The 17,588-nt window shown below is 66.8% G+C and carries 15 protein-coding genes and 2 tRNA genes; 11 read left to right on the top strand and 6 right to left on the bottom strand.

Annotated features, from left to right (window positions below; genetic code table 11):
* The first annotated feature begins 275 nt into the window (after positions 1-275).
* The 9 genes from AB1824_10880 (at position 276) to rho (ending at position 9,591) form a co-directional block, all read left to right on the top strand.
* Positions 276-1,415: a hypothetical protein gene (locus tag AB1824_10880; protein ID MEW5765466.1), complete on the top strand. Its 1,140-nt coding sequence runs from the start codon at positions 276-278 to the stop codon at positions 1,413-1,415.
* Between the two features lie 77 nt (positions 1,416-1,492).
* Positions 1,493-1,569, top strand: a tRNA-Arg gene (locus AB1824_10875).
* 97 nt (positions 1,570-1,666) lie between these two features.
* Positions 1,667-1,751, top strand: a tRNA-Leu gene (locus tag AB1824_10870).
* 305 nt (positions 1,752-2,056) lie between these two features.
* Entirely contained in the window at positions 2,057-3,352 is a 1,296-nt protein-coding gene (tig, locus tag AB1824_10865; GenBank protein ID MEW5765465.1) for a trigger factor, read from the top strand.
* Positions 3,352-3,945 (top strand): ATP-dependent Clp endopeptidase proteolytic subunit ClpP, encoded by a 594-nt coding sequence (gene clpP, locus AB1824_10860; GenBank protein ID MEW5765464.1) that lies wholly within the window; start codon positions 3,352-3,354, stop codon positions 3,943-3,945. The genes tig and clpP overlap by 1 nt, the downstream gene beginning before the upstream one ends.
* A 55-nt stretch (positions 3,946-4,000) precedes the next feature.
* The gene (gene clpX, locus AB1824_10855; GenBank protein MEW5765463.1) at positions 4,001-5,233 is read left to right on the top strand and encodes an ATP-dependent Clp protease ATP-binding subunit ClpX; all 1,233 of its coding nucleotides are present in this window, start codon (positions 4,001-4,003) and stop codon (positions 5,231-5,233) included.
* Between the two features lie 69 nt (positions 5,234-5,302).
* On the top strand, positions 5,303-7,669 hold the full coding sequence (lon, locus tag AB1824_10850) for an endopeptidase La (GenBank protein MEW5765462.1): 2,367 nt from the start codon (positions 5,303-5,305) through the stop codon (positions 7,667-7,669).
* 60 nt (positions 7,670-7,729) lie between these two features.
* The gene (gene yihA / locus AB1824_10845) at positions 7,730-8,320 is read left to right on the top strand and encodes a ribosome biogenesis GTP-binding protein YihA/YsxC (GenBank protein ID MEW5765461.1); all 591 of its coding nucleotides are present in this window, start codon (positions 7,730-7,732) and stop codon (positions 8,318-8,320) included.
* A 20-nt stretch (positions 8,321-8,340) separates the two neighbouring features.
* Positions 8,341-9,591: a transcription termination factor Rho gene (gene rho, locus AB1824_10840; protein MEW5765460.1), complete on the top strand. Its 1,251-nt coding sequence runs from the start codon at positions 8,341-8,343 to the stop codon at positions 9,589-9,591.
* Between the two features lie 77 nt (positions 9,592-9,668).
* On the opposite strand, the gene AB1824_10835 is transcribed toward rho, so the two are convergent.
* Positions 9,669-11,171, bottom strand: coding sequence for a hypothetical protein (locus AB1824_10835; GenBank protein ID MEW5765459.1), 1,503 nt, complete (start codon positions 11,169-11,171; stop codon positions 9,669-9,671).
* 260 nt (positions 11,172-11,431) lie between these two features.
* Between AB1824_10835 and AB1824_10830 the strand changes: the two genes are divergently transcribed.
* Positions 11,432-13,129 (top strand): transglutaminase domain-containing protein, encoded by a 1,698-nt coding sequence (locus AB1824_10830; protein MEW5765458.1) that lies wholly within the window; start codon positions 11,432-11,434, stop codon positions 13,127-13,129.
* A gap of 16 nt (positions 13,130-13,145) precedes the next feature.
* Here AB1824_10830 and AB1824_10825 read toward each other — a convergent pair whose 3' ends face one another.
* From AB1824_10825 to purE, 5 genes are all read right to left on the bottom strand, one after another.
* Positions 13,146-13,379 (bottom strand): hypothetical protein, encoded by a 234-nt coding sequence (locus AB1824_10825; GenBank protein ID MEW5765457.1) that lies wholly within the window; start codon positions 13,377-13,379, stop codon positions 13,146-13,148.
* 155 nt (positions 13,380-13,534) lie between these two features.
* Positions 13,535-15,049, bottom strand: a complete 1,515-nt coding sequence (locus AB1824_10820; GenBank protein ID MEW5765456.1) for an aldehyde dehydrogenase family protein — start codon at positions 15,047-15,049, stop codon at positions 13,535-13,537.
* 134 nt (positions 15,050-15,183) lie between these two features.
* Positions 15,184-15,909: an NAD-dependent deacylase gene (locus tag AB1824_10815; GenBank protein ID MEW5765455.1), complete on the bottom strand. Its 726-nt coding sequence runs from the start codon at positions 15,907-15,909 to the stop codon at positions 15,184-15,186.
* The gene (locus AB1824_10810; protein MEW5765454.1) at positions 15,896-16,525 is read right to left on the bottom strand and encodes an L-threonylcarbamoyladenylate synthase; all 630 of its coding nucleotides are present in this window, start codon (positions 16,523-16,525) and stop codon (positions 15,896-15,898) included. The genes AB1824_10815 and AB1824_10810 overlap by 14 nt, the downstream gene beginning before the upstream one ends.
* Before the next feature lie 10 nt (positions 16,526-16,535).
* Entirely contained in the window at positions 16,536-17,033 is a 498-nt protein-coding gene (gene purE, locus AB1824_10805; GenBank protein ID MEW5765453.1) for a 5-(carboxyamino)imidazole ribonucleotide mutase, read from the bottom strand.
* Positions 17,034-17,155: 122 nt separating this feature from the next.
* Here purE and AB1824_10800 point away from each other — a divergent pair, with 122 nt between their 5' ends.
* Entirely contained in the window at positions 17,156-17,437 is a 282-nt protein-coding gene (locus AB1824_10800; GenBank protein ID MEW5765452.1) for a zf-HC2 domain-containing protein, read from the top strand.
* Positions 17,438-17,588: the final 151 nt, after the last annotated feature.

Raw genomic sequence — 17,588 nt, 5'->3', positions numbered from 1 at the left:
GCATACAGCATACCTTCGGGCCCGAACCAAGACAAGCGCGCCGGGGTCGGGAGGATCCCACCAACCAAAGAGCCTTCCCGACTCCGGGGGATGGCCCGCTATGGGCCAGGCCCGACTGGGTGCCGGAAGATGTAACGTCGAAGCGAGGCGTTTCATTCTTGTTTCTCGATTGTTACGAATGGGCCCTCTCTGGGCCGAACTCGGTGGCACTGCCCTTGCTCAGAGAATCCGCGTGCGGCTTCGGCCGGGCTCGGCATGATTCGAAGGAGGGGCCCTTGGACCTCGAACACGGGCTGGAAAGAGTGGAGGAGATCCGCCAGGGACTGGAGGCCGGGCTGAACGATTTTCTCACCGGAGAGGGCGGTCCCGGCCCCACTCCCGTCGTACTCCGCTTCCTGACCAAGTACGCCATCGGCCTTTCGCGCCCGGATTTGCTGGCCAAGTTGAGGTCGGCCCTCAGGAGGCTCGCGGAACCCCCCCGCTACGACGCCGAGGAGGGGGGGTTCTTTGAGTCCGGCTTCGGCTCGCGCAAGACCCTCGCCGCCAATTCAGTATGGCTCATGGTGGCCCTACGCCTGAGGCGGCCCGGTCAGGGGGAGGCCTCCGGAACCCTGGCCCGGAGCCTCCTGCGCTACCTGCAGACCCGACTTCTCATGCCGGACGGGAGCTTCGCCTCGGGGCAGGCGGCGGACGAGGCCTACTACGCCCTCCCCATCCACCAGAGGCGCATGTTGCCGCCCCCCCCCGCCCTCTTTCCAGCTACGCCTCTTGCGTGTGCCCTGGCCGCGCAGGCTTTTTCGAAAGCCTACCAGTCCTATGGGGAGCCCTCCTACCTCAAGGCGGCGCAACGGAGCCTTCGGGCCTCGTTCGAAACATCCTCCGAGGTGCCCGATGGGGACGGGCCGTCGCAGGCCCTCCTCCCCGAGCGGGGGCTGGCCTGCCTGTCTCTTTACAACGCCTCCCTCGATCCGTCCTTTCTGGAACGAGCCGGACGTCTGGCCGAGGGCCTCCTCCGGGACCGTGGGATCAACCCGACCCCGGACGATCTTTCCCGTGGGGCCACCTTCCTGCTTCTCGCCTCGGCCCAGCTTCAGGACGAGGCCATCGGTCGAGGGGCCCGGCGGCTCGTGGATCGGATTCTGGAGAGCCCCCCGGGGTCGCCGGAGGAAGCGGCGCACGCCGGGAGCGCCATATTGTCCGTGCTTCTCCCCCTGGCCCTGTTCACGGCGGTGACCGATGGCTCCCGGGCCCAGAAGGAGAAGGTCCTGGAGCGGATCCGCTCTTTCCAGGCGCCGTACGCGACCATCCTCCACCGGTCCCCCAGCGCCAGCGAGGCCATGCAGGCGCTCCCCAGGCTCTTCTCGCAGTGCGGGGGGCAGAGCCGGGAGATCCCGCTGTTTCCCCTCCCGGGATGAAAGGGGGCCCGCCCCGGGCGTTGCGCGGTTCCCTCGAAATGTGATAAAAGGGTTTGTCCGGGGGAGCCCGCCGACGTGCGCCCGTAGCTCAGCCGGATAGAGCGTCGGCCTTCGAAGCCGCAGGTCCCCCGTTCGAGTCGGGGCGGGCGCGCCACTCCGATTTTCCTGAAGGGTTCCAACCGGGGACCGCCCCTGCGGAAAGAAAGTTCCGGCCAGAAATGCGGCGGCCGGCCGTTCAGGAGAGAATCCGGGCGAAAGTGGCGGAATTGGCAGACGCGCAGGACTTAGGATCCTGTGGGGAAACCCGTGGGGGTTCGAGTCCCCCCTTTCGCACCAGAGGCAAGTACGTTTCCATCGCCCAGGGGTAATGGGGCGGGATCGAGTTCAGGAGAGAGACTGGGAACGAAAAGGGCGGAAAGGCCCCGGCGGTTTTCGCAGGTCAGACGCCGTCGGATGGGCGGAGGGCCTCGGAAGGATGCAGGCGGGGCCCCTCCCTGGATCCGCGGGGAAGCGGAAAGCGAGACGGACCAAGGCCGAAGGGGCATGCCGCTCCGCCCGGCTCCCCCTGATCCACGAGACCTTCGGGCGGACGGAACGCCTTCCGCCCCTTGAACCCCGAGAACAACCAATCTGGAGCCCGCATGGACATTACGTTCAAGAGTCAGGAAGGTTGCCGGAAAACGTATTCGATCCACTCCCCATGGGACGAGGTGGAGCCCAAATTCCGGGAGGTGGTCCGGGCCGTAAGGGGCCAGGCCCATCTGCACGGATTTCGCCCCGGAAAAGCCCCGGAGGGACTGGTCAAGGGCCGGTTTCAAAAAGAAATCCGAGAAGAGGTGCTGGAGCGGTTTCTCCCCGACGCGGCCCGGGAAACCCTCCAGAAATTCTCCCTCGACCCCGTGGTGGAGCCTTACGTGGAGGCGGTCCAGCTGGAGGAAGGCCATCCCTTCGTCTGCGATCTGCACGTGGAGGTCGCCCCGGAGGTTCCCGAGGTGAACGCCCAGGGCATCGTGGTGCGGTGCCCCCGGGCCGAAGTCAAGGAGGCCCAGGTGGACCGGGTTCTCGAGGGACTTCGGGAGCGCGCCGCCGTGATGAAGCCCCAGGAGGTGGCGTCCGAAGGGGATTATCTGTCCGTGACCATGAGGCGGAAGGGGCAGGCCAAGGGCCAGGACCTCTTTCTGCGGGCGCTCGCGGACAGCCACCATCCGGCGGAGCGGGCACTGTCCGGCAGAAAGACCGCCGAGGTCTTTGATCTCAAGGTGGAGCCCGAGGCCGGTGAGGGAGAGCCGGGCCACGATTCTCCCCACGCCCACCTGGCCCCCGGGGAATACGAATTCACGGTAAACAAGATCGTCCGGCGGGAGGTCCCGCCCCTGGGGGACGATCTGGCCAAGGACCTGGGGGCGGAGAGCCTGGAGGCCCTTCGGGATCGGGTGAGAAAGGACGTGGAGGCCCGCCTTCAGGCGGAAATGCGCGCCCTGCAGGAGGACCGGCTCATCGAGGCTCTCCTCGACAAGTATCCCGTGCCGGCTCCCCCGACGCTGGCGGACCGGCAATTGCGGGAGGACCTGCAATCCATGGCGGAGGAGTGGGCCCGGCAGGGGCTCGACCCGACCAAGGCGGGCGTGAACTGGGAGGAGATCGCCCGGTCTCGCAGGTCCGTGTCCGAGAGGAAGGTGTCGGCCTACTACCTATTGAAGGCCGTGGCCGAGCGGAACGGCCTGACCGTCGCCGAGGACGAACTCGCGGCCTATTTCCAGAACCTGGCCGAGGGCTCGCGGATGCCCGCGGACCGGATTCGGGCCCGGTACGAAAAGGAGGGGCGCCTCGACGACGTGCGAGACCTGCTGGCCCGCAAGAAGGCGCTGGGCTTGCTTCTTTCCCAGGCTTCCGTTACATTGGTCGAAGCTGAGCCCGTCCCGGCGGAGGAAGGCTGATGCCCCTCATTCCCTTCGTGGTGGAGCAGACGAACCGGGGGGAGCGGTCCTACGACATCTACTCCCGGCTGCTCAAGGACAACATCATTTTCATCGGCGAGGAAATCGACGACCATCTCGCCAACCTGGTGATCGCCCAGCTCCTGTTTCTGGAGGCGGAGGATCCCTCCCGCGACATCTGGCTGTACATCAACAGCCCGGGAGGCCACGTCACGGCGGGCCTGGCGATCTACGACACGATGCAGTTCGTGAAGCCGGACATCAACACGGTTTGCATCGGCCAGGCCGCCTCCATGGCCGCCCTTCTCGTGGCCTCGGGAGCGAAGGGGAAGCGCTTCGCCCTGCCCAATTCGACGCTCATGATCCACCAGCCCTGGGGGGGGATGAAGGGGCAGGTCACGGACATCGAAATCCACGCGCGGGAACTCGTGAGGACCCGGGAACGCCTCTACGACATCCTCGTCCGCCACACGGGACGGAGCCTCGAGGACGTGCGGAGGGACTGCGAGCGCGACAACTTCATGGCGGCGGAGCAGGCGGTGGAGTACGGGCTCGTGGACAAGATCCTCGTCCAGCACGGGTCCGAGAAATAAATGGCGCGGTTGTTGCATTCCTGCCGGGGAGGGGTCGGACCCCGGAGGCCATGAGATGAGCCGAGCGTACGGAGACAACGAACTCCGGTGCAGTTTCTGCAACAAGCCCCAGCGCGATGTGAAGAAGCTCATCGCGGGGCCCAACGTCTACATCTGCAACGAGTGCGTGGACACCTGCAACGAGATCCTCGCGGAGGACGTGGAGAAGGAGGAGCGCGGAAAGAGCCCGCTTCCCAAGCCCAGGGAGATCAAGTCCTTCCTCGACGAATACGTGATCGGTCAGGAATCCGCCAAGAAGCGGATTTCGGTGGCCGTCTACAACCATTACCGCCGGACCCAGCCCTCGGTTCGCCGGGGCGAGGTGGAAATCCAGAAATCCAACATCCTGCTCATGGGCCCCACGGGCACGGGCAAGACACTCCTGGCCCAGACCCTCGCCCGGCTCCTCAAGGTGCCCTTCGCCATCGCCGACGCGACCACCCTGACGGAGGCCGGGTACGTGGGCGAGGACGTGGAGAATATCCTTCTGAAGCTCCTCCAAAACGCGGATGGCGACCGGGCCAGGGCCGAGCGGGGCATCGTCTACATCGATGAAATCGACAAGATCGCCCGAAAAGGGGAGAACCCCTCCATCACGAGGGACGTCTCCGGGGAGGGGGTCCAGCAGGCCCTCCTCAAGATCCTGGAAGGAACCGTGGCCAACGTGCCTCCCCAGGGCGGGCGAAAGCATCCTCATCAGGAGTTCATCCAGATCGACACCACCAACGTCCTCTTCATTTGCGGCGGGGCCTTCGTGGGGCTCGACAAGATCGTCGAGCGCCGCATGCACCGCTCCAGCATCGGCTACGGAGGGGTGCCCCAGTCGCGGGAACAGCGGGGAGTGGACACGCTCCTGGCCCAGGTCCAGCCGCAGGATCTGATCAAGTACGGCATGATCCCCGAATTCGTGGGACGGGTGCCCGTGGTGGCCAGCCTGGGCGAGCTGGACCTTAAGGCTCTCACGACGATCCTCACCGAACCCAAGAACGCCCTCGTCAAGCAGTACGAGAAGATCTTCGAAATGGAGGGGGTGAAGCTGACCTTCACCCAGGAGGCCATCGAGGAGGTCGCCCGCCAGTCCATTTCGAGGGGCGTCGGAGCTCGAGGGTTGAGGATCATCATGGAAGACCTCATGCTCGAGCTCATGTACGACATCCCCTCCCAGAGCAACGTCAAGGAAGTCGTCATCACCAAGGACGTGGTCCTCTCCAGCGCCAAGCCGATTATGCTCATGGAAAACGCGGGCTGACGGTCCGCCCCGTTTAGAAGGAAACCCATGAACCTACCGCAGACCCCCTCCAGGGCGGGAGCCCCACCGATGGTGCACCCGTTGATCACCCTGAGGGACATGGTCGTTTTCCCCCACTCCATCCGGCCCTTCGTGGTCGGGAGGCGGGCCTCCATCGCCGCCGTGGAGTCCGCCCTGGCCGGGGAAGGCCACGTCTTCCTCCTTCTCCAGAAGGACCCCCAGGCCGAAGAGCCCTCGTCCTCCGGGCTCTTTCGCGTGGGAGTCGTGGCCCGGATCATCCAGTCCCTGGCGCTGCCGAACGGCCACATGAAGATCCTCGTGGAGGGGCTGTACAGGGGCGTGGTGCAGGACCTTCTCCTCGACGGTCCCGTGAACCACGCCTCCGTGATTCCCACGCCCGACCCTCAGACCGTGGATGCGGAGTGCGAGGGGCTCGCCTCCGATTTGGCCAGGAAGTTCGATGAGCACCTGCGAAAGAACCAGGCCCTGTACGGCGGGGTCACCACTTCGGCGCTCAATCCCGATGAGCCGGGCCGGTTCGCCGATCAGGTGGCGGCCTACCTGGGAATCCAGACCGAGGTGAAGCAGCGGATCCTGGAGGTCCTGGAGCCTTCGGAGCGGGTCCGTCTCGTGCGGCGCCTCCTGGCGTCGGAGGTGGAACAGACGAACCTGGACCAGCGGCTGAACCGGGAGGTGGAGAAGCAGATCGAGAAGACCCAGAAGGAGTACTTCCTCAACGAGAAAATGAAGCTCATCAAGAAGGAACTCGGGAGGGAGGACTCTTCGACGGAGCTGGAGGAGCTGAAAGACCGCATCCAGCGGGCGGGCATGCCGGAGGCGGCCCTGGAGAGGGCCCTTTCGGAATTGAAGCGGCTCGAGGTCATGCCTCCCGTTTCCGCCGAGGCCACCGTGTCCCGCTCCTACATCGACTGGCTCCTGGCCCTGCCCTGGTCCAAGGAGTCCAAGGATCGGCACGACATCAAGCGGGCCGAGCGAATCCTGAACCAGGACCATTACGGATTGGAAAAGGTCAAGGAGCGCATCCTCGAATACCTGTCGGTGCGCACGCTGACCAGGAACCCGCGGGGCAGCATCCTCTGTTTCACGGGGCCTCCGGGCGTGGGCAAGACCTCCGTGGCCAAATCCATCGCCCGCAGCATGGGGAGGGAGTTCGTCCGGCTTTCCCTGGGCGGCGTGCATGACGAGGCGGAGGTGAAGGGCCACAGAAGGACGTACATCGGGGCCTTCCCCGGCCAGATCATCCAGCTCGTGAAGCGGGCCGGCACCAAGAACCCCCTCTTCCTGCTGGACGAGATCGACAAACTAGGGTCGGACTACCGGGGCGATCCGGCCTCGGCCCTCCTCGAGGTGCTCGATCCCGAGCAGAACGGCGCCTTCCTCGACCACTATATCGACGTTCCCTTCGACCTCAGCCGCGTCTTCTTCGTGACGACGGCCAACGTGACTCACACCATTCCCCCGGCCCTCCTGGACCGGCTGGAGGTGATCCCCTTCTCGGGGTATACCCTCCCCGAGAAGCTCGCCATCGCCGAGGGGTACCTCGTGCCCAAGCAGCTCAAGGCGCACGGGCTGAGGCGGAGGGACGCGAACTTTACGCGGGAGGGCCTCTCCTTCGTCGTGGACGGCTACACCCGCGAGGCGGGGGTGCGGAACCTGGAGCGGGAAGTGGCCGCCCTCTGCCGGAAGATCGCCCACAAGGTGGTCCGCGACCGCCGCCGGGATCCCGAGGTCCTGACGCCCGAGCGGGTGGAGATCCTGTTGGGGGTTCCGCGGTACAAGGAGCGGAGGGTCCTCCAGAGCGACGAAGTAGGGATCGCCGTGGGCCTGGCCTGGACCCAGGCCGGGGGGGACATCCTCCTTCTCGAGGCGAGCCTCATGCCGGGGAAAGGGGCGCTGACGCTGACAGGGCAGCTGGGCGACGTCATGCAGGAGTCGGCGCGGGCGGCCTTCTCGTACATCCGGGGCCAATCCGCCCGCCTGGACCTGCCGGCCAACCACTTTTCCGAGAGCGACGTGCACGTGCACGTTCCGGAAGGCGCCATTCCCAAGGACGGTCCCAGCGCGGGCGTGGCGCTGGCGGCGGCCATGCTCTCCGCTTTCGTGGGGATCCCCGTGCGCCACGACGTGGCCCTGACGGGGGAGGTGACCCTCCGTGGAAAGGTTCTCCCCATCGGCGGGCTCAAGGAGAAGATCCTCGCCGCCAAGCAGCACGACGTCTTCGAGGTCATCCTTCCGAGGGACAACGAGAAGGATCTGGCGGAGGTGCCCGAGAGCCTGAGGCAAGGGATGCGGTTCCACCTGGCCGAGACGCTGGAGGAGGTTTTCCGCCTGGCCCTCGTGGAGGACCCCTTCCGGCGCCGCCGGTCCATGGTTCTGGAAACGGCCGACGGACCGCGTCCGGAAAAGGCGCCCTGAGAACCGGTCCGGGAAGATACCGATCGGACTCACGGGGGGGTTGGCAACAGAGGGGGATTCGTGAAGCTGGACAGGGTGGAGCTGGAGCGGGTCTGCACGGCGCCGAAGCAGCTGCCGCCCCGCTCGCTTCCTGAGCTGGCTGTGATCGGGCGGTCCAACGTGGGGAAGTCCTCCCTGATCAACTCCCTGCTGGGGCGCCCGGGCTTCATGCGCGTGAGTCGGACGCCGGGCCGGACCCAGGCGATCCTGTTCGTGAAAGTGGGGGACCTCGGGTATGTGGTGGACCTCCCGGGATACGGCTACGCAAAGGCGCCCGAGGGCGTCCGGCGGTCGTGGGCGGCCCTCGTGAACGGGTACATGGAGTCGCGGGGCGGGTCGGCGGCCCTCTTGCTCGTGGATGTGAGGCGGGATCCGGGGCAGGGGGAGCACCAATTGATGGATTGGTTCCGGAGATACGGTTGGGAGGTTCGGGTGGTCCTCACGAAGGCGGACAAGCTTCCAAGAGGCCGGCGAGCGGCCGCCGCCGCAGCGACGGCACGGGCGCTGGGCCTGAGCCCCGACACTCCCCCGCTCCTCTTCTCGTCGCTGACGGGCGAGGGGCTCCCCGCGTTGAGGAAGTTGGTGGAAAGGAGCATGGAGTCGGTGAGATGAATAAAGGACGAACGGAGAACCTGGACCTCGCGAAACTGCACGACATGAACCCCCAGGAGCTGCTGAAGCTCGGCAAGGACTACGAAATCGAGAACCTCTCCTCCCTCAAGAGGCAGGAGCTCATCTTCCAGGTCCTCAAGTCCCAGGCCGAGGCCAACGGCTTCATCTTCGCCGAGGGCGTGCTGGAGATCCTCCAGGACGGATTCGGCTTCCTGCGGGCGCCCGAGTACAACTATCTGCCCGGCCCCGACGACATTTACGTAAGCCCGTCGCAGATCAAGAAGTTCGGGCTCAGGACGGGAGACACGATCTCGGGCCAGGTGCGCCCCCCCAAGGAAGGCGAGAAGTACTTCGCCCTCATCAAGGTGGACGCCATCAACTTCGAATCTCCCGTGAAGACGCGGGACCGGATGTGGTTCGACGCCCTCACCCCCATTTATCCCAACCGGAGGATCCGCCTGGAGACCTCCCGGCAGGCCCTGTCGGGGCGGGTTCTCGACCTCGTGACGCCCATCGGGTTCGGCCAGCGCGGCCTCATCGTCGCCCCGCCCCGGACCGGCAAGACCATGCTCCTCCAGGCCATCGCCCACGCCATCACGGCGAACCATCCGGACGCCTATCTGCTGGTTCTGCTCATCGACGAGCGGCCCGAAGAAGTGACGGACATGCAGCGCTCGGTGAAGGGCGAGGTGCAGGCCTCCACCTTCGACGAGCCGCCCACCCGCCACGTCCAGGTGGCGGAGATGGTCATGGAGAAGGCCAAGCGCCTCGTGGAGCTCGGACGGGACGTCGTGATCCTTCTCGACTCCATCACCCGCATGGCCCGGGCCTACAACACCGTCACACCCCCCTCGGGGCGCGTGCTCTCGGGCGGCCTCGACGCCAACGCCCTTCAAAAACCCAAGCGCTTCTTCGGGGCGGCCCGGAACATCGAAGAGGGCGGCTCCCTCACGATCATCGCCACGGCCCTGGTGGACACGGGCTCCCGGATGGACGACGTGATCTTCGAGGAGTTCAAGGGCACCGGTAACATGGAGATCCACCTGGACCGGAAGCTCGTGGACAAGCGCGTCTTCCCGGCCATCGACATCAACAAGTCGGGGACCCGGAAGGAGGAACTGCTCACCAAGGAGTTCGAGCTCAACCGGATGTGGATCCTGCGGAAGATCCTCAACCCGCTCTCCACGGTGGAGGCCATGGAGCTCCTCATCGGAAAACTCGGGGAGTTCGAGTCCAACGAGGCCTTCCTCAAGGGGCTCTCGGGAGGCTGATCCGGCGGGGAAGCCCAGCAGGTCCGTCGTTCCCCTTGCAAGGCCCCGCGGTCTCGACCGGCGGCCGTCCCAGGCCCTCAAAACCTTACGACGTTGCCGACGACGATCTGGTAATCGTCCACCCCGGGCCCGTCCACCAGGGGAAAGGCGATGGTTACGAGGAGCACGTTGCTGAAGGCGCTCTTGAGGTTTCCGAGGCGGAGGCCGAACCCCACGTCCGCGAACGTTTGGGACCAGGATCCCCCGGACAGGCGGCGGACGGCCCCCGCGTCCGCGTAGGCCACGAAGCCCAGCTGGAGCAAACCCCACAAGCGGCGGTCGGTGACGAGGCGGTCCTCCAGGGAGAGAACCCACCGCCGGTCCCCGGCCCGGTAGTGGTTCGGATAGCCCCGGAGCCCGTCCTCACCCCCGAGGTAAAGCCAGCCCTCGGGAGGGGGCCGCAGGGCGAGGTCCGCGCTGAATCGGCCCGCGAAGGTCTGTCGGCCCGGCCCCGGGAGGTAGGCCGTCCAGGAGGCCGAAAGAAGGCCCTCCCTCCAGAGTCTCCCCGATCGCCTTCCCTGGATCCTCGCCTCGGCCAGAAAGATCCCCTCCTCGGACCACTTCCAAGCCTTGTCCGCGGAAAGCCGGAGAAAGGGCCCCGGCTCGTCGGATCCCAGCCCCCCGGCATAGATCCCCGCGGTGGCCTTGCAGGTCCACCCCAGGTTCACGTCCTCGGTGCGGGCCACGGACCGGAGGTTCTCGAAAGCGAGGTACCGGTCCTGCGTCCATTCCACCGTCACGGCCAGACCGTGCAGCCTGCGGTCCGGGAACGGAGCGGGCGCCAGCCAGCCGGGTCGGAAGACGGCGGCGGTCCCGTAAAAGGCCTCCTCCCCCTCCAGGGCCGCTCCCACTCGGAGCGCGGCATCCTCCGCCAAGGGGACGCCGCGGGCCCATCCGATGGCGGCCCCGTGCCGGCGGTAGGGAAGCCCGAGGGCCGCGCGCCCCCGGTCGTAGAGGGTCAGATGGGTCTCCAGGGAGGAGGCGCGTGCATAAGCGGACCAGGGGGTGTGAAGGGCGAAGAAGGGACGATCGAGGGCGAAGGCCCTGCGGCGGCCGTCCGAAAGGCGCTGGTAATCGAGAGAAAGGGCCCATCGGCTCCCGAGGAACCGGGGGTCCGCGTAGGCCGCCTGGTCCGTCGTCCGCTCGGGATCCCGCTGGTGGCTGAGGATCAACCTCTGTCCGCGACCCAGGAAATTCACTTCGTGGACCCGCGCGCGCCAGCTCGTCTGGCCCCCCACGCGGCTGAACTTGAGGCTTCCCTGGAGGCTCCAGGAGTCCCGCACCTCCACTACGGCCCAGACGGACCCGTCATCCATGGGCTGGGGCTGCACCCAGGCGTGCCGCACGAACGACAACGCGCGCAGGTTCCTCTCCGTCTCGCGTATCGCCCGGGCGTTTACAGGATTTCCCGGGGAGAAGAGGAGCTCTCTCTCCACCACGGAGCGCCGGGTTTCGATGTGGACGAAGTTCGCGGCCCGGGCCAGCCAGTGGGACTCGTCGGGAAGGGAAGGGTCGAAGACGTCCCCGATTCTCACGGTCAAGCCAGCGATCCGGGCCCCCCGCGCTTCCCACTCCTCCCAGGACCCTGGCGGGGCCTGGGCTTGCACCGGGGGGAGAAGGAGATGAAAGGCCGCGAGAAGGGCGGCGGCGGTCCAGGGCCGTGGGAGAAGACAATTCGCCATTCCGAGCATGCGCCTCCCATGAGACGCCATGCCTCGGGCGAAAGCAAGTCCCTCTCGGAAGGGGGGGCTTCATCCTATACAATGAACTCCGGCGGCAATGGGAATACGGGGAGGGAGCCATGAGCGGATGCAGAAGAGCTCGAGCGGCGTGGATCGCGGTTCTGGTATTCATGACCCTGGCGACGGCGGCGGCGGAAAAGGTCCCCGGGACGGTGGTCGCGGAATTCTCCACGGATCTCAAGACCCCCATGGGTTTGACCTGGGACGGCGACCGCCTCTGGCTGGCGGACCTCGAGTCGGCCACCTTGAGCGCCGTGAATCCATCGACGGGCCGCATCGAACGGACGCTCGAAGCCCCCGGATACCAACCGATGGGGCTCGCGTGGGACGGAAAGGTCCTGTGGGTCGTGGACGGAGCCGAAAAGACGGCCTACGCGGTCGACCCGGCCTCGGGCCTGACGGTCCGCTCCCTCCCGCTGGACACGGACGCCCCCGAGGGAATCGGCTGGGACGGGGCCGCCCTGTGGACGCTCGATGCCCGGGGAAGCGGGCTCGTTCGAGTCGATCGGAACGACGGAACCACCTTCCGCTCCTTTCCCTGCCCGACCTGCGGTCCCGGGCGACGGGGCCAGGGGATCGGCCTGGCCTTCGACGGCCGGTGCCTCTTCGTGAGCGATCGGACGACCGACGCGATCTATCGCGTGGATCCCGGGACCGGAGCCGTCCTGGATCAGTTCCCGTCGCCCGGTCCGTACCCGACGGGGTTGGCCTGGGACGGCGCCCACCTTTGGTGCGCCGATTTTGAAACCCGCAAACTGTACCGTCTTTCGGTGGACCGCCGGGCCCCCTACGTGCGGCGCTCGCCCAAGAAGGAATCGGTGGTGTACCGCGAGGCCTGGCGCAATTTCGGCCCCGGCACCGTGAAGACCCTCGACGTGTACATCGCCGTGCCGCAGGACCTTCCCAATCAGACGCTCCTCGCCCCCCCCCGCTTCACCCCGGAGCCCCACGGGTTCGTCACGGACCGGTGGGGGCAGCGGTGCGCCCACTGGCGCTTTCGGGACGTGGGGCCGGGCCAGGAGGTGAGGGCCTCCATGGAGGTGCTGGCCGAACTCTATCAGGTCCGGTGGTTCGTGGACCCGGAAAGGGTCGGCTCCCTCTCCGAGATTCCCGAGGAGATCCGCCGGACCTACACCCAGAACAACAGCAAGCTCGTCCTGGACGATCCCGTCATCCGGCGGGCCGTCGAGGAGGCCCTCGGAGGCGAGAAGAACCCCTTTTGGATGGCCTGGAAGATCAACCGGCACATTCAGGAGAAGATGCACTACGAGCTCGTGGGGGGGTGGAACGTGGCGCCCACGGTTCTTTCCCGCGGGTCCGGATCGTGCTCGGAGTACACCTTCGTCATGCTCGCCATGTGCCACGCCGCGGGGCTCCCCGCCCGGTACGCGGGGTCCGTCGTGATCCGGGGGGACGATGCGAGCCGGGACGACGTCTTCCACCGTTGGGTCGAGGTGTACCTGCCGAACTACGGGTGGTTTCCCGTAGATCCTTCGGGGGGCGACAGCCCCGTTCCGGCCGAGTCCGCCGCCTTTTTCGGCGGCCTCGACAACCGTTTCCTCATCACCACCCTGGGGGCGGGCGACAGCGAGACCCTGGGCTGGGACTACAACAGCAACGCCGCCTGGACGGCTATGGGACGGGTCAAGGTCCAGCAATGGAAGGACGGCCTGTGGAGCCCCTCGGGAAAGAAGAGCGAACCCCGGCCCGTGGGAACGCCCGGCGGCCTCAGTTGCGAACCGGGCACGGGGGACTGAAAACGCCGGGCGGGAGTCAGATCTCGGAGGGAAAGGCGTTTCGGAACTGGTGGTAACGGGCCGTCACCTCCTGCTCGTGCCGCCTTTCATCGGCGTGGAACTCCTCCAGAACGGCCCTCATCACCGGGTCGTCGCAGAGCTGAGCGGCCTCGGTGTACATGGCCTGCGCCTCCCGCTCCCGCTCCATCGCCGTTCTGAGAATCGAGAAAAGCTTCCGCTCGCGCTCCGTCATGGGACGAGACTCGCTCATGGCCGCCTCCGTTCGTTGGATATCCTGCCGCGATTGTACTGCACAACCCGCGCCGATTCCGCCGAACGAGAAAAGAGGTCCGGCCTCCGCCGGACCTCTTCGGACACGAAAAAGGAGAGCCTCGTGCTGGGTGGACCGGGTCCTGGAGATCGCCCCTACTGGACCTTGACGATCTCGTCGGTGTCGATCTGGGCCCGCTGGAGGGTTCCGGAGAAATCCACGTAGATCGCCTTCCACTCGGAGAACAGGTCCAGGGCTTCCTTCCCTCCCTCGCGGTGGCCGTTTCCGGTCTGCTTGACGCCGCCGAAGGGCAGGTGGTTCTCGGCGCCGATCGTGGGGGCATTCACGTAGAAGAGGCCCGTGTGCACGTCCCGCATGGCGGCGAAGGCCCGGTTCACGTCCTGGGTGTAAATGGAACCCGAGAGGCCGTACAGGCAGTCGTTCTGAAGCGCGACGGCCTCCTCGAAGGTCTTGAACGGGACCACCGAAAGAACGGGCCCGAAAATTTCCTCGCGGAAGAGGCGCATGGTGGGTTTCACGTCGGCGAAGATCGTGGGCTCCAGGAAGAAGCCCTTTTCGTACTTCTTTCCGGTCAGTCGGTTGCCGCCGCAGAGAAGCTTGGCGCCCTCCTTCTTCCCGATGGCCACGTAGGCGAGGTCCGTCTTGAGCTGGCCCTCGTCCACCGCGGGGCCCATCTGGGTGGTCTCGTCGAGCCCGTCGCCCACCCTGAGGGCCTTGGCCCGCTTTACGAGGGCGTCGAGAAACTTCTTGTAGACCCCGCGCTGAACCAGGCACCGGCTGGTGGCTGTGCACCTCTGTCCGGTCGTGCCGAAGGCGCCCCACAGGACGCCGTCCACGGCGAGTTCGAGGTTCGCGTCGTCCATGACGATGACGGCGTTCTTGCCGCCCATCTCCAGCCCCACACGCTTGAAGTCCTTGGCGCAGGAGAGGTTGATCTGGCGCCCCACCTCGGTGGAGCCCGTGAAGGACACGAGAGACACGTCGGGGTGTTCGCAGAGGGGGTTGCCCACCCTGCGGCCCGAACCCGTGACGTAATTGATGACGCCCTTGGGGAAGCCCACCTCCTCGGCGCCCTGGACCAGGTTCCAGACGGTGAGGGGAGTGAGGGTGGCGGGCTTGATGACCACGGTGTTTCCGCACACGAGCGCGGGCATCATCTTCCACGTGGGGATGGCCATGGGAAAGTTCCAGGGCGTGATGAGGGCGCAAACGCCGATGGGCTGGCGGACGCTCATGGCGAACTTGTTGGGGAGTTCGGAGGGCGTCGTCTCGCCGTACATGCGGCGGCCTTCACCGGACCAGAAGAGCGAGCAGTCGATGCCCTCCTGCACGTCTCCGCGCGTCTCGGCGAGGATCTTGCCCATCTCGCGGGTGGCGTCGCGGGCCAGGCGCTCCTTGTTCTCCTTCAGCCAGAGGCCGAGCTTCATGACGAGTTCGGCGCGCTTCGGGGCGGGGACCAGGCGCCACTTGAGAAAGGCCGCCTTGGCCGCCGCCACGGCGGCGTTCACGTCGCGCTCGTCGCTGTCCTGAAAGAGCCCGATCACGTCGTCGGTGTTCGCGGGATTCACGTTGGCGAAGGTCTTGCCGGTGCGGCTGGCGACCCACTCGCCGTTGATGTAGTTCTTGTAAACGGGGGGCTTCTTGGCCATGGATTCCTCCGGTCTCGTCGGGGGGATGCCCGAAACGTCAAGAGGCAAGTCTAGCAAGGGAAAGGGCTTGTGTCAAAACCGGCCCAAAGACGCCCCGGCGGGCGGTGCCCTTCCACCGGGGACCGGACGGCGGATCAGTGGGCCAGGAACCGGAGGGCGGCCTCCGCCACCTCGTCCATGACGGCGCCGGCACCTGAACGCCAGGATCGGTCGCTGAGGGCCGTGAGAGGGGTTTCCTCGGGGTTCACTTCCCACACGGCGGCTCCAGAGCGGGACGCGATGCGGGCGAGGCTGGCCGCGGGCTCGACCTGGGCGGAGGTGCCCACCACGAGGAAGAGGGCGGAGGCTTCGGCGGCCGCCACGGCCTTTCCGAAGACATCCTCCGGAAGGTACTCCCCGAACCAGACCACGGCCGGCCTCAGGAGGGAGCCGCAGGCGCAACGGGGCGGAAGGAAGGCGAAGGGAACGGTGCGGTCCTCCCGCTCTTTGCCGCAGCCCACGCACCGAATGCGCCACAGGCTTCCGTGGATTTCGAGCACGTTCCGGGACCCGGCCGCGCGGTGAAGTCCGTCCACGTTCTGGGTGATCAGGGTGAAGCGATCCGGTCCGAGGGCGGCTTCAAGCCTGGCGAGTCCAAGGTGGCCGGGATTGGGTCGGCACGAGGAGGCCTGCCGGCGGCGGGCTTCGTAGAACTCCCACACGCGCCGGGGGTCCCTCGCAAACCCCTGGGGCGTGGCCACTTCCTCGATGGGGGCATGGTTCCACAGGCCCCCCGAGCCGCGAAAGGTGGCGATCCCGCTTTCAGCGGAGATTCCGGCCCCCGTCAGCACGGCCAGAGACGACCGCTCACCCGCGCCCATGCCACACCTCCTCGATCCTTTGCCGCGAAACGGGACCCGTCCGGAGAACCACCGGCGAAGGGCCCGTGGCGTCCACTACGGTGGAGGCGCTTCCCCCCGGCGCGTCGCCGCCGTCGACGACCAGAAGATCGGGGGTTCCGGCAAAGATCTCCTCCACCTCGCGGGCCGAGACGGCCTCGCGGCACCCGCTCCGGTTGGCGCTCGTGACGGCCAAGGGGAAGCCCCATTTCTCCAAAAGGGTTCGGGCGGCTCCATGACCCGGAACCCTCAAGGCCGCCGTGGGAACACCGGGAGCGTACCATTCCGGAAGGCCGACCGGACGAGGCAGGACCAGCGTAAGGGGGCCGGGCCAGAATCGGTCCGCGAGCTTCCTCGCCGGAGGGGAGAATTCGAAGCCGAACCCCCGGGCCGCTTCGGCGGACGCCATCTGGAGGGGAAGGGCCTTGTCCTCTGGACGGCCCTTGAGGGCGACGATGCGGCTCACGGCCGCCGGGGTGTCGAGGGCCCCCGCAAGCCCATACACGGTCTCCGTCGGGAGGGCGAGGACCCTTCCGGACTTCAGGTGGAGAAGCGCCTCCTCCACCCACGAGGGGTCGTCGAGGGAGATCCGTCGCACGGGGCTTCCGTCAGTCCCTGGCCAGCCCGCGGTCCTTTTCCAGGACCTCCTGGCGCATGGACTCCCGAGCGGCCGAGAGCTTCTCGAAGAGATCCGGGCGGGAAACCGCCAGGATCTGGACCGCGAGGGTGGCCGCGTTGGCGGCCCCGTTGATGGCCACCGTGGCCACCGGGATGCCCGGCGGCATCATGACCGTCGAGAGCAGCGCGTCCTGGCCGTCGAGGGGGCCCGACGCCACGGGGAGGCCGATGACGGGCCGAACGGTTCGGGCGGCCACGGCTCCGGCCAGGTGGGCGGCCATGCCCGCGGCGGCGATGAAAACCTCCACGCCCTCCCTCTCCGACCGGGTGACGAATTCGGCGGTTTCCGAGGGCGTGCGATGGGCGGAGAGGACGCGAACCACGTAGGGAACCCCGTACTTCTTGAGGGTTCGCGTGCAGGGTTCGAGCGCGGGAGCGTCCGATGCGCTTCCCATGAGAACGGCCACGAGGGTCTTCTGATCGGCCATGGAACCTCCTGTCCGGATTCGCGGTCCCTTCCGCCGCAGTGTACCAGGGGTCGAGGGTATGGGAAAAGCGCCGCCCGTCTTGACTCCCGTTCCTCCGCTGGTACAGTGGAAAAGGAGGCTCCATGGCGGAAGAAGGACACGAACATTGCCGGCAGCTCTTCGAGCGCATCTGCGCACAGATCGAGGGCGATCTGGCCCCCGGGTCCTGCGCCGAGCTCTCCCGCCACATGGAATCCTGCGAACCTTGCCGCCGGTTTCTGGAATCCATGGCGGCCACGCGCAAGGCGCTCGAACGATACGGCGCCACATCGAGTTTCTCCGGGCAGGAGGTTCAAGAACTACTGCGAGGATGCCTCGATCGGTTCCGGTCCCTAGAGACCTCTCGCTCGCCCGCCGATGAATGACAACGTGCCGGTGCGTCCGGGTCCCCGGCCCGTGGAGGGCGTCCTCCTCCTCACCCCGGCCTGCGCGCTCTTCCTGGCCGCGGCCCTGGCGGCCCCACCGGACTTGAGTGGCGGGTCGGCCCTGGCGCTGACGGCGGGGCTCTCCATCGGG

The sequence above is a fragment of the Acidobacteriota bacterium genome, assembly GCA_040752915.1.
GTDB lineage: Bacteria > Acidobacteriota > UBA4820 > UBA4820 > DSQY01 > JBFLVU01.
This window is presented reverse-complemented; position numbering and strand designations above follow the sequence as displayed.

What these genes read in the sequence shown, in the direction of transcription:
- AB1824_10820 (MEW5765456.1), bottom strand. Translation starts at nt 15,049, where the DNA reads ATGGCCAAGAAGCCCCCCGTTTACAAGAACTACATCAACGGCGAGTGG.
- AB1824_10815 (MEW5765455.1), bottom strand. Translation starts at nt 15,909, where the DNA reads ATGGGCGCGGGTGAGCGGTCGTCTCTGGCCGTGCTGACGGGGGCCGGA.
- AB1824_10800 (MEW5765452.1), top strand. Translation starts at nt 17,156, where the DNA reads ATGGCGGAAGAAGGACACGAACATTGCCGGCAGCTCTTCGAGCGCATC.
- lon (MEW5765462.1), top strand. Translation starts at nt 5,303, where the DNA reads ATGGTGCACCCGTTGATCACCCTGAGGGACATGGTCGTTTTCCCCCAC.
- clpP (MEW5765464.1), top strand. Translation starts at nt 3,352, where the DNA reads ATGCCCCTCATTCCCTTCGTGGTGGAGCAGACGAACCGGGGGGAGCGG.
- tig (MEW5765465.1), top strand. Translation starts at nt 2,057, where the DNA reads ATGGACATTACGTTCAAGAGTCAGGAAGGTTGCCGGAAAACGTATTCG.
- AB1824_10830 (MEW5765458.1), top strand. Translation starts at nt 11,432, where the DNA reads ATGAGCGGATGCAGAAGAGCTCGAGCGGCGTGGATCGCGGTTCTGGTA.
- AB1824_10825 (MEW5765457.1), bottom strand. Translation starts at nt 13,379, where the DNA reads ATGAGCGAGTCTCGTCCCATGACGGAGCGCGAGCGGAAGCTTTTCTCG.
- clpX (MEW5765463.1), top strand. Translation starts at nt 4,001, where the DNA reads ATGAGCCGAGCGTACGGAGACAACGAACTCCGGTGCAGTTTCTGCAAC.
- purE (MEW5765453.1), bottom strand. Translation starts at nt 17,033, where the DNA reads ATGGCCGATCAGAAGACCCTCGTGGCCGTTCTCATGGGAAGCGCATCG.